The organism is Amaricoccus macauensis (assembly GCF_049800915.1).
Taxonomy (GTDB): Bacteria; Pseudomonadota; Alphaproteobacteria; order Rhodobacterales; family Rhodobacteraceae; genus Amaricoccus; species Amaricoccus macauensis_A.
Genome location: NZ_JBNAFY010000004.1, coordinates 545,359 through 559,547, shown reverse-complemented (window position 1 = coordinate 559,547; position 14,189 = coordinate 545,359). Strand labels below are relative to the sequence as shown.

Sequence of the window (14,189 nt, the reverse complement as noted above, 5' to 3'; positions counted from 1 at the left end):
GACCGATTGCCGCCACGGATCTGCTGGCTCACGGGAAAGATCGGGCGACCGCTATGGGAAGCCCCGCCAAGGGGGCTACCGCCAGGCAGATCCATGGAGAGTGCCGCGGGAGCTATGCCCAGGCCGTGGTGCCTTCCTCGGAGAGGATGCGCCGGATGGCATCGATCAGCTGGTCGGTGTCGGTCCGGTTGCAGGCGACGAAGAGGCTGAGTCGGCCGCGGATCGCATACATCATCTTGGGCCAGCCGTAGGGCAGCGGCTTGTGCGTGTTGCTGGCGCCGATGAGCTGCACGAGGGTTTGGATGATATGATCGTGGTCATGGCCCTCGATGAGGCGGGCGATCTCGAATCGGGTTTCCTCGGCGGTGAGGTTGTTCACCCGTGCAAGCGGCTCGGCCTTCTGTTCGTCGGGCAGGACGGGAGAGAGTGGCGGCAGGGAGCGCATGCGACGCCGCGGGCGCGGCGGGTTTTCGGAGAAGCCGGGAAAATCGAGCGAGGAGGCCGGTTCGGCGACGGGTTCCTGGGAGAGCGGTGTCCGCCGGGCGGCGAGATGTTCACCGAGCGTGTGGATCTCGCAGCCGCGCACGGCCACGATGGCAGGTACATCCTCGCCGGGTCTGCGCGCGCGCTCCACCGGAAAACTTATCACTACATCCATCGAGCCCCTCCGCCATCGCCAAACCCCATGAAAGTGGCATTCTTGCTCATCGAGCAGGGCCACCCGCATGACGAGAGTTTTAACCTCTCATTTACGTCTTCGGGAAGTACGTCGTTAGTGTTTCGTTAATGACGCCGCGCGTGACTGGACGCGGACCGGCGGGAGCATTATCTGGGTTCGATCATGGCAAAGAATACCGGACCCACTCAGAAGATTGTCGCCGAGAACCGGCGCGCACGGCACGACTACTTCATCGAGGATGATCTCGAAGCGGGCATCATGCTTGAAGGCTCGGAGGTGAAGTCGCTGCGCAACGGCAAGGCCAATATCGCCGAGAGCTATGCTTCGGTCGAGGAGGGAGAGTTGTGGCTGATCAACGGCTACATCCCGGCCTATGCCCAAGCGAAGACCTTCGGGCATGACGAGCGGCGCCGGCGCAAGCTTCTGGTGAACAAGCGCGAGCTGGCGAAGCTCTGGAATGCCACGGCGCGCGAGGGCATGACGGTGGTTCCGCTGAAGCTCTATTTCAACGAGCGCGGACGCGCGAAGCTCCAGCTCGGCCTCGCGAAGGGCAAGAAGATGGCCGACAAGCGCGCCACCGCCGCCAAACGCGACTGGCAACGGCAGAAGGCGCGGATCATGAAGGAACACTCCTGAGGCCTTACCGGGTGCGCGCCTCGCGTGGCGTCGGGAGCACATGTCCTGCCCGGCTGATCACGGGGCCTTAACTTCACGTGGCGGTGGGCCTAGTTCTGACGGGGAAACGGATGCGTTCCGTCAGCTCACTGGAGAGCCGTCATGACCAGAGCCCTGTCTGCCGCCCTCACCCTCGTTCTCCTGCCCGCGCCCGTGTTCGCCGAACATGTCGTGAGTGTCTATGGCGGCTATCAGTTCGCCCAGACCGGCGACATGACCGGCGAGGATACCGATGGCACCGACCTCGATTTCGACGTGGACTGGGAGGGCAAGTCCTTCGATGCGCCGCCCTACTGGGGAGTGCGCTATGCCTATTGGCGGCAGGACGACTGGGGTGGGTATGTCGATTTCACCCATGTGAAGCTCTATGCCGACGACGGATCGATGGAGGACGCGGGCTTCGACCGGCTCGAATTCACCGACGGCCTGAACGTCCTGACCGTGGGGGTGCAAAAGCGCTTTCCCATGCAGAACGGCCTCGTGCCCTATCTCGGCGGTGGCCTCGGCTTTACCTATCCGCATGTGGAGACGCGCTCTCCGGCGGCAAGCGAGGATACGTTCGGGTATCAGTTCGGTGGGTTTGCGGCGGAAATCCGGGCCGGGGCGGCCTACGCGTTCAATGATCGCTGGCAGGCTTTCGCCGAGTATGAGGGCAATTACGCGGCGCTCGACGTGGACATGGATGGCGGCGGCTCGCTTGAATCCGATCTTTTCACCCATGCGATCAATTTCGGCGTCAACTTCGTGATCCCTGCCACCTGGTATTGAGGCATACCGACGCCGCTCAGTCCCTGCGGCTCCGTCGGCGCCAGAGGGCGATCCGGCGGCGTGCGCGGATCAGTGATCCGGAGACCATCGGCCTGAGGCGCGGCACGTCGAGTGCGAGCAAAAGCAGGCCGAGCGGCAGCATCCAGACGCCGAAGACCGGCAGGATCGCGAGAAAGCTTCCGAGGATCAGCGCGATGGCGATGGGCAGGCGGGCCTTGCGCAGTTTTCCGTGCAGGAGGGGATCGGCGATCCGGCGCGCGGCGGGAAACCCGCGCAGCATGGCATCGATCTGGCGATCCAGTCGGACCTTTTCATCAACCATCGTGGCTCCGTGTCGGCTGTTGCCCGGAGATATAGTGTGTGGTGGATCGGGACGGAATGCCCCTCAGCGGCTTCCCGCGCGCAGGCCCCGCCACCAGGGATCGCGGGAGAGCGCCCGGCGGAGCGGCGTGCGGGTGGTCCAAGGCGCATTGCGGATGTAGCGATGGGCTTCTTCGAGGCTTTCGCCTTCAAGCGTGCGCAGGTAGGCGCGGCCTGCGTCGATGCTGAAGGGCGTGCCCGTCGTTTCCAGGAAATTCGGTTCGAGATCGGTCCAGACCGCCCCGGCCCATCCATTCTCCCGGCACCAGGCGGCGATGAGGGGCGGAACGGGGCCGAGGCGGCTCTCGCCGGTGCCATCAGCCGAGGCCCAGCCGATCCGGTCCACGGGCGCGCGTTCCCGGGCGGCGAGATCCGTGCGGGCGGCGGCAATAGTCTGGCGGATCGAGGGGATGGCATGGGTAGCGCAATTGCTGCCCACGGCGGGGTCAAGGCAGAGCACGAGGCCCATCTTGCGCTTGATGCTGATGCGGCTGAATTCCATCGGCAGGCGGGGCCCGGCGCGCATGGCCCAGGGCCCGGTGACGCGGGGGGCGAGATCGTCGAGATCCCAGAGGAGCGAGCCCCAGCCGAGGATGGCGATGCGGGTGGTCATGGGGTCGGGGATAGGGCAGGGGCGGGGCGTCGTCCAGTCCGCGGCGCTTGCGGGGGTGCCGTGGCTGGCCTAGCCTCGTTGGTGGCGCCGGGCGGAACGGGCCGATTCTACACATCAGAGCGGATGGCCATGGGTGAGGCAATCAAGGTGACGGTGCGGCGTGCGTCTTCGGGCGATGCGGCGGAGGCGGCGCTTCTGCTCAGGCGTTCCATCGTGGAGCTCTGCGCGGCGGACCATCGCGGCGAGCCGGCGCTCGTTTCGGGCTGGATCGAGAACAAGACCGAGGAGAACGTCCTGCGGTGGATCGGAGATCCCGCAGGGGCGGTGTTCGTGGCCGAGGTCGGCGGCAAACTGGCCGGGGTGGGGATGGTTCGCACCGATGGCGAGGTGCTGCTGAACTACGTGCATCCCGAGGCGCGGTTCCGGGGGGTGAGCGGCGCGCTGATGGATGCGCTTGAGGCCGAGGCGCGGGCCGCGGGGCGGGGTGTCTGTCGGCTCGAGAGCACGGCGACGGCGCGGCGGTTCTACGAGCGTCGCGGGTATGTGGCTTCGGGCGGCTGCGGGTCGCGCTGCGATGGCCGCCTGAGTTGCGATTGGATGGAGAAGCGGCTCTAGGTTGCTCGCCGGAGTTCAGGCGGTTCCGGCTCGGGGCGTCACGGCCATTTCGCGACCGGGGGCAGGGACATCAGCACGGCCTCGGGGTTGTGGCCGGTGTGGAGGCCGAACTGGGTGCCGCGGTCGTAGACCAGGTTGAACTCGGCGTAGCGGCCGCGTTTGACGAGCTGGATCTCGCGGTCGGCGTCGGTCCAGGGTTCCTTCAGGTGGCGTTCGGTGATGGGGAGGAAGGCGTCGAGGAAGGCGCGGCCCACCGATCGGGTGAAGGCGAAATCCGCCTCCCAGTCGCCGGTGCAGAGGTCGTCGTAAAAGATGCCGCCGACCCCGCGCGGTTCGTTCCAGTGGCGGATCATGAAGTAGTCATCTGCCCAGGCCTTGAAGCGGGGGTAGTAGTCCGGATCGTGGGTGTCGCAGGCGGCCTGAAGCGTGGCGTGGAAGGCGGCGGTGTCGGCGTCATCCTCGATCATCGGGTTGAGATCCGCACCGCCGCCGAACCACCAGGCGCCGGGCGTCCAGAACATGCGGGTGTTCATGTGGACGGCGGGGCACTTGGGCGAACGCATGTGCGCGACGAGACTGATGCCGGCGGCCCAAAAGCGGGGATCGGCATCAAGGCCGGGGATTTCCTTGCGCGCGGTGAGGCTCTTCTGCGCGCGCTCGCCGAGGTTTCCGTAGACGGTGGAGATGTTGACGCCGACCTTCTCGAAGACCCGGCCCTCGCGCATCACCGACATCACGCCACCGCCTGCATCCTCCTCGCCGGGGCTGGCGCGCCGGGTTTCCTTGCGGGTGAAGCGGCCGGCAGGGAGGCCCGCGAAGGGCCCCCAGTCCTGCGTATCCTCGATGGCCTCGAAGGCCGCGCAGATCCGGTCGCGCAACTCTGTGAACCAGTCGCTGGCGCGGGTCTTGTGGGCGTCGGTCACAGTATTGGCGGGCATCGGAGATCCTCGGGCGCGGTCGGGTTCGCAGGAATACGCGGGCCGCGGCGGGGCGTCCAGTCTCGCTGATCGGAGAGGGGGATGCCCCGGCGTGTGGCGGGGATCAGATGATCGCGTGGCGAATTCGGGCGGAAACCCATTCGCTGAGCACAACGGTCGCGAGGATCAGGAGCAGGATCACCGCGACCTGATCCCAGGCGAGGATGGCGAGCGAGGCGTTCATCTTGAGCCCGATGCCGCCCGCGCCCACGAGGCCAAGGATGGTGCTCTCGCGGATATTAATGTCCCAGCGGAAGACGGAGATCCCCCAGAAGGCCGGCATGACCTGGGGCACGATGCCGTAGGTCAGGACCTGTCCGGGGCTCGCGCCGGTGGCGGTGACGGCCTCGATCTGTCGGGTATCGGTCTCCTCGATGGCCTCGTATAGCAGCTTGCCCACGAAACCGATCGAACGCAGGGCGATGGCCACGATCCCTGCCAGAAGGCCCGGGCCTATGATCGCCACCAGAAGAAGCGCCCAGATCAGCGAGTTGATCGAGCGCGAGGCCACGATGATGAAGAGCGCGATGGGGCGCAGCACCATCACCGAGGGCGTCGTGTTCCTCGCGGCGAGAAAGGCCACCGGGATGGCCATGAGCACACCGCCGATGGTGCCGAGGGTGGCGATGTTGATCGTGTCCCAAAGCGGCAGCATCAATTCGGGCAGATAGCCCCACTCGGGGGGCAGCATCCGGCCGCCGATGTCGGCCGCCTGCCGAGGGGCGTCGGTGACGAAGATCCAGATGGTGTTCTCCGTCATGATGCCCCAGCACCAGACGAAGAGCGCCACCAACGCCAGCCAGCCGGCCCAGAGCAGGAGACGGGCGCGGGGCGTGCGGAAGGTCCAGACCTCGGAATAATGCGTCGGGCCGCTCATTGCAGGAACTTCCTCAGGTAGCTGGAGCTGTATTCGGCCACCATCACGATGCCGATGATGATGAGAAGGATCGCCCCGGCGCTGTCATATTCGTAGCGATCGATGGCCGTGTTCAGCGTGGCTCCGATCCCGCCCGCCCCGACGATGCCGATCACCGCGCTTTCGCGGAAATTGATGTCGAGCCGGTAGAGCGAGAGACCGATGAGGCGCGAGATGACCTGCGGCTGAACGCCGTAGTTGACCATCTGGAGCCAGGAGGCGCCGGTGGCGCGGATCGCCTCGACCTGGGTCGCGTCGACCTCCTCGATGTCGTCGGCCAGCAGTTTGGCGATGAAACCGATGGTGGCGAAGGAGAGCGTCAGGAAGCCCGCGAAGGGGCCAAAGCCGAACATGGCCACGAGGAAGATCGCGACGATCACTTCCTGAAGCGCGCGGCTGACGGCGATGATCGCGCGGCAGACCATGTAGACCGGGCGCGGCACGAGATTGCGCGCTGCCCCGATGCCGATGGGCACGGAGATCAGCACCCCCACCACGGTGGAGGTGAGCGTCATGGTGAGGCTTTCCTCCAGCCCCTGGGCGATATCCTTCCAACGGCTGGTGAAATCGGGTTGCAGGAAGCCCATGACGAAGCGCTGGCCGCGCTCCATCCCCTCGGCCACGCGCGCCCAGTTCACCTCGATCGAACCGAACGCGAGCACGAGATAGACAAGGATGCCGATCTGGAGCGCCACGCGCCAGCGGCGGTCGCGGACGATCTGCGGGGGGCGGCGCCACCTGTCGGGGTAGGCTTTGACGGTTTCGACGCGCGCACTCATGACGATACCTGGGCAAGCCTGCGGGCGGCGTCCGCCTCGGCTTCGGCCTGTTCCTCGTCACCCTTGCGCATGGCGTTCCAGTCCTCGGCCCCGTAGATCTCGGTGAGCGCGCTTTCCGTGAGCTGGTCGGGTGCGCCGTCGAAGACCACGCGACCCGCGCGGAGACCGACGATGCGTTGCATGAACTGCTGGGCCAGCGGGACATCATGGATGTTCACGATTGCGGGCAGGCCGCGCTCGGCGCAGATCTCGGTCAGGAGGCGCATGATCTGGCGGCTGGTTTTCGGGTCGAGGCTCGCGGTGGGCTCGTCCACCAGCAGCAGCTCGGGTTCCTGGGCGAGCGCGCGGGCGATGCCCACCCGTTGCCGCTGGCCGCCCGAGAGCGCATCGGCGCGCTTGTCGGCGTGTTCCAGGAGGCCCACCCGGTCGAGAAGCTCGTAGGCGCGGCGAATATCCTGGCCCGGGTAGCGGCGCAGCCAGCTGCGCCAGAACGAAACGTAGCCCAAACGGCCTGAGAGCACGTTCTCCATCACCGTCAGGCGCTCGACGAGGGCGTATTCCTGGAAGATCATGCCGATCCGCCGGCGCTGGCGGCGCAGATCTGCGCTGCCCAGAGTCACAAGGTCGATCTCCCCGAGCCGCACTTCGCCCGCGGTCGGCTCGACGAGGCGGTTGATGCAGCGGATCAGGGTGGACTTGCCCGCGCCCGAGGGGCCGATGAGGCCGAGGATCTGGCCCTTTGGCACATCGAGCGACACGGCGCTCAGCGCGGCGTCCCCCGTCTTGTAGGTCTTCGAGAGGCCGCTCAGTCTCAGCATGGTCGTATTCCCGGAATATGCCACAGGCGAGCCGCCGGCCCGCCTGTGCTCGAGGTCTATCTACTGCTTACTGGCAGCTGTATTCGACTCCATTGGCTTCGTCGATGGTGCGGATCACCTCCCAGTCGTCCTTGAAGGTGATCTCGATGAACTGCTCCTCACCGCTCTTGCCGAATTCCTCTGCCAGTGCGGTGTCTTCCCATTCGAAGGAGAAGAACGCTTCCTTGATCTTGTCCTGAAGTTCGGGCGTGAGATTGTGCGCCACGCCGTAGCCGGTGGTGGGGAAGGTCTGCGAGGTGTAGATCACTTTGAGCTGGTCTTCGGTCACGACCTCGCGCTCGATCATGCGGCCCTTGACCGAGTTGGCGATTGCGGCGGCGGCGTAGTCCTTGTTGGCGACGCCGAGGATCGAGTTGTCGTGCTTTCCGGAGAAGACCGGGTCGAAATCGGTGCCCGCTTCCATGCCGAATTCGGCGCGCAGGATGGCCGAGGGAGCCTTGAAGCCGGAGTTCGAGGTCTCGGAGGTGAAGGCCATCTGGTTGCCCTTGATGTCCTCGACTTCCTCGATGCCGGAGCCGGGATAGGTGATGATCTCCATCTCGTAACCGAAGGAGCCATCGGCAGCGGCCATCATCGCGAACGGACGCAGGCCCGCGCAGGCCACGGCGAGCGGGTTGGAGCCGGTGTTGAAGCCCGCGACATGGAGGCGGCCGGCGCGCATGGCTTCGATCTGGGCGGCGTTGGACTGGACCGGGAAGAACTGCACGTTCTTGCCGGTGACCTCGCTCATGTGATCGAGGAAGCCCTGCCAGACCTCGGCATAGACGGCCGGGTCCTCCACGGGGGTATAGGCGAAGATGAGCGTATCGGGATCGACCAGCTCGGATTCGTCGCTCGGAATGTCGGCGATCAGGTCGCCGTCCGCATCGGTGTAGCGGTCGCCGAGCTGGAATTCGGCGAAGGCGGGGGCGGCGAAGGCTGCCGAGAGGGCGAGCGCTGAGAGGGCGGGTTTGAGGTAGGTCATGACGTCTCCGAACATTTGCAGGGCGAGCAGGCGCAGGTGTGATCGATGCGTGACGGAACCGCTTCCCCTTTCCGGCAGACCGCGAAACCGAGGGCCGGTGCCGCGGCTGTCTCCCACCTGGCTCACGGTGTTTGAATGGTTGATGAAAAAGCGAACTGTCAACTTTTTTGTGCGTTCGTGACGCGCAAGGCATTCAATCTTTATGAAAGTTTCACAAACATGCTCGGAGGGCGCGTCTCGGCTTCGATGTGGTTGAGAAGTGGCGCTCGTGCGCCCGAGAGGCGTGTGCCCGCCCCCACTGCATGTCTTCCGCAAGGGGGGCTTGGCTGTGATCACGCGGCTGCAGACTGAGCCGTTAGCAGGATGTTCAGCTTATGCGGGTCAGTCGGCCGTGCCGATGCAGTCCACTTCGACGCGTGCGCCGAGTGCGAGACCGTTTGCTCCAAAGGCCGCGCGGGCGGGGTAGCGGCCTTCTTCGAAATACCCGGCATAGACCTCGTTGAAGGCGGCCCATTCGCCGATGTCGGCGAGCATGACCGTGCATTTCACGAGGTTGGACAGGGAGTAGCCATGGGCCTCGAGCGAGGTCTTGATATTCTCCATCACCTGCTCGCTTTCAGCGGCGATACCACCTTCGGCGAGGTCGAGCGTGCCGGGAACATTGCCGATCTGACCTGAGAGGTAGAGCGTGTCATCGGCTTTGACCAGTTCCGAGAAGGGCAGGGTCGTGGGCAACACCGCGCCGGAGTTCATGTAGCTGGCGTCGTCGGCCAAGGCGAGGCTCGCGGTCGAGACGATTGCGGCGGCCAAGAGAAATCTGTTCACCCTGATGCTCCTTGTTGTGGGGGAGGCGCCAGCCTTTGTCGGGGCGGCGGCTTTCGCAAGGGGATTGGCGGTGTGCGAGCTCGTGATGGCGCTTCACTGCGCATGAGGCATGCTGTGCCAGGATTGCCTGCCGGCAAATCGATCAGTTTGGTGTCGCTGGAGGCTCGAGGTTTCGGGCCGGAATGCTAGTTTTCCCCTGCAATCCGCGCAGACGGCGAGCGGCGCGGGATTCAGTCGGGAAGGAGGCGGGTTCGCATATGGCGGGGTATGAGGATGATCTTCCGATCTGTGGCCTGTGCGGGCGGCCGATCCCGCCCGACGTACCCCAGAGCCTGCATCACCTGATCCCGAAGCTGAAGGGCGGCAAGGGTGGGCCGGTCGTGCTTCTGCACCAGATCTGCCACAGCGAGATCCATGCCACGCTGAGCGAGGCGGAACTGGCCCGCAGCTACAATACGCTTGAAGCGCTCCGGACGCATCCGCGACTCGAGCGCTTCATCTCGTGGGTGGCGAAGCGCCCTCCCGGATTCCGCTCAAAGGTGCCGGGCGCGCGACGGCGGCGGAGATAAGCGCGCCATGCATCGATCCGTGCCTGTTCAGGCGGTCTTTCCGTCCGAAGGGGCTGCGGCCTTGCGGGCGCGTGTGGCGCGCTTGGGCTTTGGGGCCTCGGTCGTGGTCTCCGCGGCAGCTGCCGTTTCCGCCTTCGCCGTAGTCTTCCCAGACTTGCGCGGGGCGGCAGGTTTCTTCGGAGCCGCGGTCTTGCGGGCAGTGGTCTTCCTGGGGGCCGCCTTCTTCGGAGCCGCCTTTTTCAGCGCTTCAGCCTCGAAGGAAACCTCGTCGCAGGCCCGGAGCCAATGTTCCTCGGACTTGCCGTCCGGCCGGCCTTCCTGTTCCCAGATGGCGTGAGCTCGTGCGCGGATCTGTTCTTCGAGTTGGACGCTCATTTGATGTTCCTCAAGTAATACCGTTCGCTCCTGCGCAAGTGTAGAACGGCAACGAAATCGTGAGAAGCGATTTCCGTCCCATTCCTTTTGAAACAGGGCCATTAGGCGCAGAAAGTTGGCAATTTCGTGCCATTCTCGCAGCTGTCGTGCCCCGAGTGCCGCGCCGACACGATCCATGCCGCGAGAGCTGCGGGCGCAAGGGGTCGGGATCCGCGGGACGGGCCTATTCGGGCCAGGCACAAATTCCGAGCCGGGCGCCCTCATCGATTGCGGCGTCCGCGTCTTCTCTTGCGGCCTGCATCGAGGACCCGTCGTGGCAGATGACGATCCGGTCAACCAGATGGGCCATATCGACGAGGATCTGGTCCCAATGGCGGTACTGCACGTCATGGGCGCCATTTTCGTAGTTGCGCCGCACGGCGATATTCGGGAACGCCTCTTCCCATTTGTCGGCATTCGCCGGGGGAACAGTCATGTCCCGAAGGCCCTGATAGATGTAGACGGGCGCGTTGACGGAGGAGACATCCGGAAGATCCTCTTTGCAGTAGCGCATGTATTCCGCCACTTCTGCCGCGCCGCTGCCCCGTTGGCCTGCGATGCCGAATGTTCGTGCCCCATCGTCCGCGGCCGCCGTGCCGAAACCGGGGATGTCATGGGTCGGGCTGTCTTCGGGGAAACCCCACCACTTGAGCGGGTGGGCTGCGTAGTCGTCCATGATCTGTTTCATCCGGGCCGGATCGTCGCAAAGGGGCGAACGTGTGGCGAGGGCGAGCGCCGCCGCGAGATGCACCGAGCGGATCCTGTCCGGGTATGCGGCGGCGAAGGCTGCGGCATAGGGACCACCGCCCGAGATTGCCATGACGCTCACCTCACCGGTGATGCCGAGTTCATCGAGCACCGCGACCGCGTCGGCGGGGTAGTCCGAGAATGTCCAGTTCTCGGCTGGAGCGCTTTGCCCGAATCCGGCGCGCCCGACGGACACAAGACGCAGCCCGAGATCCTCGCGCATGGTGCGCAGGAAGTCCGCCAAACCGACAACTGCCGCACTGGTTCCGGTCCCACCGAGAAAGAGCACGGGAATGGCATCGTCCGGCCCGGTATCGACATAGGCCACGGTGCGGCCGGCGACGTCCAGCGTGCTGACCGTGGGGCCCATATAGTCGAAACTTTCCGGAAGGTCTGTCTGGGCCGATGCTGATGTGGCCGCAGCCAGACAGATTGCGGCGATTGTCCTTGCGAGCATTCTGCTCCCCCTCGAATGCAAAACCTGCGTTCAGAAAACGCAGGGCAGTTCGCGTCAGGGTAGCACGCTCGTGGCGGACCCGCTCAAGGGCATTCTTGGTGGCGAAGGGCAGGCCTGCACCGATAGGGGATGGGGCCGATCAGTCGGCTTTCTTGATCCCGCAGGTGTTCATGCCCAGAAGGCGGTAGGCGGGGCAGAAACTGACAAAGGCGGTGGCGAGAGGAACGACGCCGATCCAGCCCCAGGCTCCGATCACGCCCGTGAGCGCGAGCAGGATCAGCAGCGCGCCGACGGCGAAGCGGATGGCACGGTCCGTAGTGCCGATGTTCTTGGTCATCTCGGGGGTCCTTTCAAGCAGCAGGTCGGCAACCCATCGCGCCTGCGGTGCGGGGCCGATCTCACAAGATTAGATAGACCATTATCCTACACATTTCAATAAATGAATGCATTGCGGATGGTTGATTGCGCGTGGTCCGTGCTGGGGCGCTTGGGAAAACGCAGGTTACCGGCAGTATTCGCCGGTTTCGATTTCGCCGCCGCTGGTCACGGTTCGCTTGACGAAATCATAGCAGCCCGCCGTGTCGGAAGGGGCGTAGCGGATGTAGTAGGCTTCACCGCGATAAGTGTAATCCAGACTGCGCTCTCCGGTTGTCTCCTGTGTGAAGACGAGATCCTCGACGCCTCCCTCCGGTGGGCGACCCGGCTCGGTGCCTCGGCTGCTGCCCGAAGCCTCAAGGGGGCGGACACGGGGCAGGTCGTCGAAGTCAGGCACTTCGCCCATCAGGCATTGCACGATATAGGGTGCATCCTGCGAGGTGTGGTAGCGATAGCCGAAGGTCGGATCCGGCTGTCCATTGCAGACATCCAGTGCGCCTGCGGCGATTTCCGAACCGTCCGGATTGTCGTCGCCGTAGATCGGGAACCCGTCGAAGGCCCAGCCGATGATCGGGTTTTCGGCGGCATTGTCCATCTGTTCGATCATGCAGACCGGCTTGACGTGATAGTGGTAGTCGTCGCCGCGCCCGGCATGGCCGCCGCAAATGTCGAGCTGGCCTGTCTGGAAGGTGTCATGCTGGGCCTGGTGGTGCGCCAGATCCTCGAGGCTCATTTCGCCGCCGGCTGTGTAGTCATAGATCGGAACCCCGTTGAGCGCGACGCCAAGCGCGGCATCCCGTGTGAGTGGTGTGCCTTGCAGGGTCGGCGACAAGATGATCGGCGCATCGTATTGGCCCGGAACAGCCGTCTGCTCGTTGGTGGCGGTTATGCCGGTCATGATTTCATGGTCCGGGTAGGTGTCGGAACTGATGATGGCGTGATCCGGGGTGCAGGCCACTGTCACGCTCTCGGCAAAGCCGGCCTCTTCGACGGAGGCCTTGACGGCCGTGCAGTGATCCTCATGCGCGAGGGGTGCGGAGGCACTGGCCCCGGTGAGGAGCGACGCAACGGCGGCAAGCTTGAGGAGATCAGGCATCATCATCCTTCCATCGGTGCGGCGGGCGGGCGAGATCCTTGCCCGGCCTGCCGCGCAGCTGGTTTCAGCGCGCGTTGCCGGCGAGAAGCCAGAGATTCTGGCAGCGCCCGCCGGAGCGGCAGTAGGCGAAGACGGGTGTGGGCAGCTTTGCCAGCTCATCCTTGAATTCGATCACATTCTCGGGCGTGATGCTGCCGGATACCACAGGAACGAAGGCAAAGGTCAGCCCCAGGCGTTCGGCCTCGGCGCGGATTTCCTCCACGTCGGTCTGACCCGGGTCTTCACCGTTGGGACGGTTGCACATGATGGAGTTGAACCCCTTCTCGGCGATGGTTGCCACATCGCCGACGGTGATCTGCGGCGAGACGGAGTAGCTGGGCGTGATCTCGGTGATGTTCATGAGGGGGTATCCTTGGTTCTTCGGTAAGTGTGCGGTCAGGGCAGCGGCAGGGCGGTGGTGTATTTGATCTCTTCCATAGAGAGACTGGACGTCACGTTGAAGATGCTGACTTCGCGGATCAGCGACTGGTAGAATGTATCGAACGCGCGGGCGTTGGGCACCCGGACCTTGAGGATGTAGTCGATATCCCCGGCGAGGCGGTGGGCCTCCAGCACTTCGGGCCGGGCCCGCACGGTCTTGAGAAAGCGCTCGAGCCATTCGGCATCATGTTCGGACGTGCGGATCAGGACGAAGAAGCATGTCTCCAGCCCGATCTTGTCCGGGTCGAGAATCGCCACCTCCGATTTGATCACCCCGGCTTCGCGCATCTTTCGGATCCGGTTCCAGACGGGGGTCTTGGATGCACTCAGTTTGCGCGCGATTTCATCGAGCGAGAGCCCCGCATCTTGCTGCAGAAGCGAGAGGATTTTCCGGTCTAGATCGTCTAGGGGGACAGCCATTCCCGGCACCTCCGAAATCCAGGTCAATTTTTCCGTCGCGGCGGAAGCTAGTCGAAGATTCTTCTTATTTGAAGGGTGTTATTGAGAGGATCAGGAATATTGTCCTATCTTTAGGGCTAACTGTAAACAGCAAGGACCGGCCATGCCAACCCAGCTTTTCACCCCTGTTTCTCGCAACCGCGGGGCGTCCGCGCCGGTGGGATTGCGGGGCGTGATGTGTGATGCTGTTCGTCGTGGCCCGGCTCGCGAGCCCCGGAGGGCTTTCTAATGGCCAAGGCTTTCGTTCCGCAGATCGCCACGGGAAACGACCTTTTCGAAGGCGATGTGGTGTATTTCACGGTCCAGGGCGGCTGGACGCGTGTTCTGGCTGAGGCGGCCGTCGCCCGCACGAAGGATGAGGCCGCGTCGCTTCTGGAGCGTGCGGAAGAATTCCCGAATCAGGTCGTCGGCGCCTATCTGACCAATGTTGCCCTCGATGACGCGGATCGTCCGGTGCCCGTGCATTTCCGCGAGGAATTCCGCCTGAAGGGGCCGAGCAATTACCCCGAGCATGGTCGCTCCGCGACTGCGCAGGCCTGAGGA

At 64.5% G+C, this 14,189-nt stretch carries 20 protein-coding genes; 5 read left to right on the top strand and 15 right to left on the bottom strand.

Annotated features, from left to right (window positions below; genetic code table 11):
- Window positions 1-112 precede the first annotated feature (112 nt).
- Entirely contained in the window at window positions 113-658 is a 546-nt protein-coding gene (locus tag ACP15W_RS13250) for a hypothetical protein (RefSeq protein WP_424933372.1), read from the bottom strand.
- A gap of 183 nt (window positions 659-841) precedes the next feature.
- Between ACP15W_RS13250 and smpB the strand changes: the two genes are divergently transcribed.
- Together smpB and ACP15W_RS13240 are read left to right on the top strand one after the other, a co-directional pair.
- Window positions 842-1,315, top strand: a complete 474-nt coding sequence (gene smpB / locus ACP15W_RS13245) for an SsrA-binding protein SmpB (RefSeq protein WP_424933371.1) — start codon at window positions 842-844, stop codon at window positions 1,313-1,315.
- A gap of 141 nt (window positions 1,316-1,456) precedes the next feature.
- Complete coding sequence (locus ACP15W_RS13240; RefSeq protein ID WP_424933370.1) at window positions 1,457-2,122, top strand: outer membrane protein; 666 nt, start codon at window positions 1,457-1,459, stop codon at window positions 2,120-2,122.
- Window positions 2,123-2,138: 16 nt separating this feature from the next.
- Here ACP15W_RS13240 and ACP15W_RS13235 read toward each other — a convergent pair whose 3' ends face one another.
- Together ACP15W_RS13235 and ACP15W_RS13230 are read right to left on the bottom strand one after the other, a co-directional pair.
- Window positions 2,139-2,444, bottom strand: coding sequence for a tryptophan synthase subunit beta (locus tag ACP15W_RS13235; protein ID WP_424933369.1), 306 nt, complete (start codon window positions 2,442-2,444; stop codon window positions 2,139-2,141).
- A gap of 63 nt (window positions 2,445-2,507) precedes the next feature.
- Window positions 2,508-3,095, bottom strand: coding sequence for a hypothetical protein (locus ACP15W_RS13230; protein ID WP_424933368.1), 588 nt, complete (start codon window positions 3,093-3,095; stop codon window positions 2,508-2,510).
- A 60-nt stretch (window positions 3,096-3,155) separates the two neighbouring features.
- On the opposite strand from ACP15W_RS13230, the gene ACP15W_RS13225 reads away from it, so the two are divergent.
- Window positions 3,156-3,710, top strand: a complete 555-nt coding sequence (locus tag ACP15W_RS13225; protein WP_424933367.1) for a GNAT family N-acetyltransferase — start codon at window positions 3,156-3,158, stop codon at window positions 3,708-3,710.
- A 38-nt stretch (window positions 3,711-3,748) separates the two neighbouring features.
- Here the strand turns inward: ACP15W_RS13225 and hemF are convergent, their stop codons facing one another.
- The 6 genes from hemF to ACP15W_RS13195 form a co-directional block, all read right to left on the bottom strand.
- Window positions 3,749-4,648: an oxygen-dependent coproporphyrinogen oxidase gene (hemF, locus tag ACP15W_RS13220; RefSeq protein ID WP_424933366.1), complete on the bottom strand. Its 900-nt coding sequence runs from the start codon at window positions 4,646-4,648 to the stop codon at window positions 3,749-3,751.
- Window positions 4,649-4,751: 103 nt separating this feature from the next.
- A complete protein-coding gene (gene phnE / locus ACP15W_RS13215; protein ID WP_424933365.1) occupies window positions 4,752-5,564 on the bottom strand; it encodes a phosphonate ABC transporter, permease protein PhnE in 813 nt (270 codons plus the stop codon).
- Complete coding sequence (gene phnE / locus ACP15W_RS13210) at window positions 5,561-6,382, bottom strand: phosphonate ABC transporter, permease protein PhnE (RefSeq protein WP_424933364.1); 822 nt, start codon at window positions 6,380-6,382, stop codon at window positions 5,561-5,563. Before phnE (ACP15W_RS13210) ends, phnE (ACP15W_RS13215) begins: the two co-directional genes overlap by 4 nt.
- Complete coding sequence (gene phnC, locus ACP15W_RS13205) at window positions 6,379-7,200, bottom strand: phosphonate ABC transporter ATP-binding protein (protein WP_424933363.1); 822 nt, start codon at window positions 7,198-7,200, stop codon at window positions 6,379-6,381. The genes phnE (ACP15W_RS13210) and phnC overlap by 4 nt, the downstream gene beginning before the upstream one ends.
- A gap of 67 nt (window positions 7,201-7,267) precedes the next feature.
- The gene (phnD, locus tag ACP15W_RS13200; RefSeq protein WP_424933362.1) at window positions 7,268-8,224 is read right to left on the bottom strand and encodes a phosphate/phosphite/phosphonate ABC transporter substrate-binding protein; all 957 of its coding nucleotides are present in this window, start codon (window positions 8,222-8,224) and stop codon (window positions 7,268-7,270) included.
- A gap of 381 nt (window positions 8,225-8,605) precedes the next feature.
- Window positions 8,606-9,049, bottom strand: a complete 444-nt coding sequence (locus ACP15W_RS13195) for a Rid family hydrolase (protein ID WP_424933361.1) — start codon at window positions 9,047-9,049, stop codon at window positions 8,606-8,608.
- 257 nt (window positions 9,050-9,306) lie between these two features.
- Between ACP15W_RS13195 and ACP15W_RS13190 the strand changes: the two genes are divergently transcribed.
- Window positions 9,307-9,618, top strand: coding sequence for an HNH endonuclease (locus ACP15W_RS13190; RefSeq protein ID WP_424933360.1), 312 nt, complete (start codon window positions 9,307-9,309; stop codon window positions 9,616-9,618).
- A 27-nt stretch (window positions 9,619-9,645) separates the two neighbouring features.
- On the opposite strand, the gene ACP15W_RS13185 is transcribed toward ACP15W_RS13190, so the two are convergent.
- From ACP15W_RS13185 to ACP15W_RS13160, 6 genes are all read right to left on the bottom strand, one after another.
- Window positions 9,646-9,993 carry a DUF2934 domain-containing protein gene (locus tag ACP15W_RS13185; RefSeq protein ID WP_424933359.1) on the bottom strand — a complete coding sequence of 116 codons (348 nt, stop codon included), beginning with the start codon at window positions 9,991-9,993 and terminating at the stop codon, window positions 9,646-9,648.
- 223 nt (window positions 9,994-10,216) lie between these two features.
- Window positions 10,217-11,236: an alpha/beta fold hydrolase gene (locus ACP15W_RS13180; protein ID WP_424933358.1), complete on the bottom strand. Its 1,020-nt coding sequence runs from the start codon at window positions 11,234-11,236 to the stop codon at window positions 10,217-10,219.
- Window positions 11,237-11,375: 139 nt separating this feature from the next.
- Window positions 11,376-11,573 carry a YgaP family membrane protein gene (locus tag ACP15W_RS13175; protein WP_424933357.1) on the bottom strand — a complete coding sequence of 66 codons (198 nt, stop codon included), beginning with the start codon at window positions 11,571-11,573 and terminating at the stop codon, window positions 11,376-11,378.
- 165 nt (window positions 11,574-11,738) lie between these two features.
- The gene (locus tag ACP15W_RS13170; protein WP_424933356.1) at window positions 11,739-12,713 is read right to left on the bottom strand and encodes a YHYH protein; all 975 of its coding nucleotides are present in this window, start codon (window positions 12,711-12,713) and stop codon (window positions 11,739-11,741) included.
- A gap of 58 nt (window positions 12,714-12,771) precedes the next feature.
- Window positions 12,772-13,107 (bottom strand): TIGR01244 family sulfur transferase, encoded by a 336-nt coding sequence (locus ACP15W_RS13165; RefSeq protein ID WP_424933355.1) that lies wholly within the window; start codon window positions 13,105-13,107, stop codon window positions 12,772-12,774.
- A gap of 35 nt (window positions 13,108-13,142) precedes the next feature.
- The gene (locus ACP15W_RS13160) at window positions 13,143-13,607 is read right to left on the bottom strand and encodes an Lrp/AsnC family transcriptional regulator (protein WP_424933354.1); all 465 of its coding nucleotides are present in this window, start codon (window positions 13,605-13,607) and stop codon (window positions 13,143-13,145) included.
- A gap of 267 nt (window positions 13,608-13,874) precedes the next feature.
- Between ACP15W_RS13160 and ACP15W_RS13155 the strand changes: the two genes are divergently transcribed.
- Window positions 13,875-14,186, top strand: coding sequence for a DUF2849 domain-containing protein (locus tag ACP15W_RS13155; protein ID WP_424933353.1), 312 nt, complete (start codon window positions 13,875-13,877; stop codon window positions 14,184-14,186).
- The last annotated feature ends 3 nt before the right edge of the window (window positions 14,187-14,189 follow it).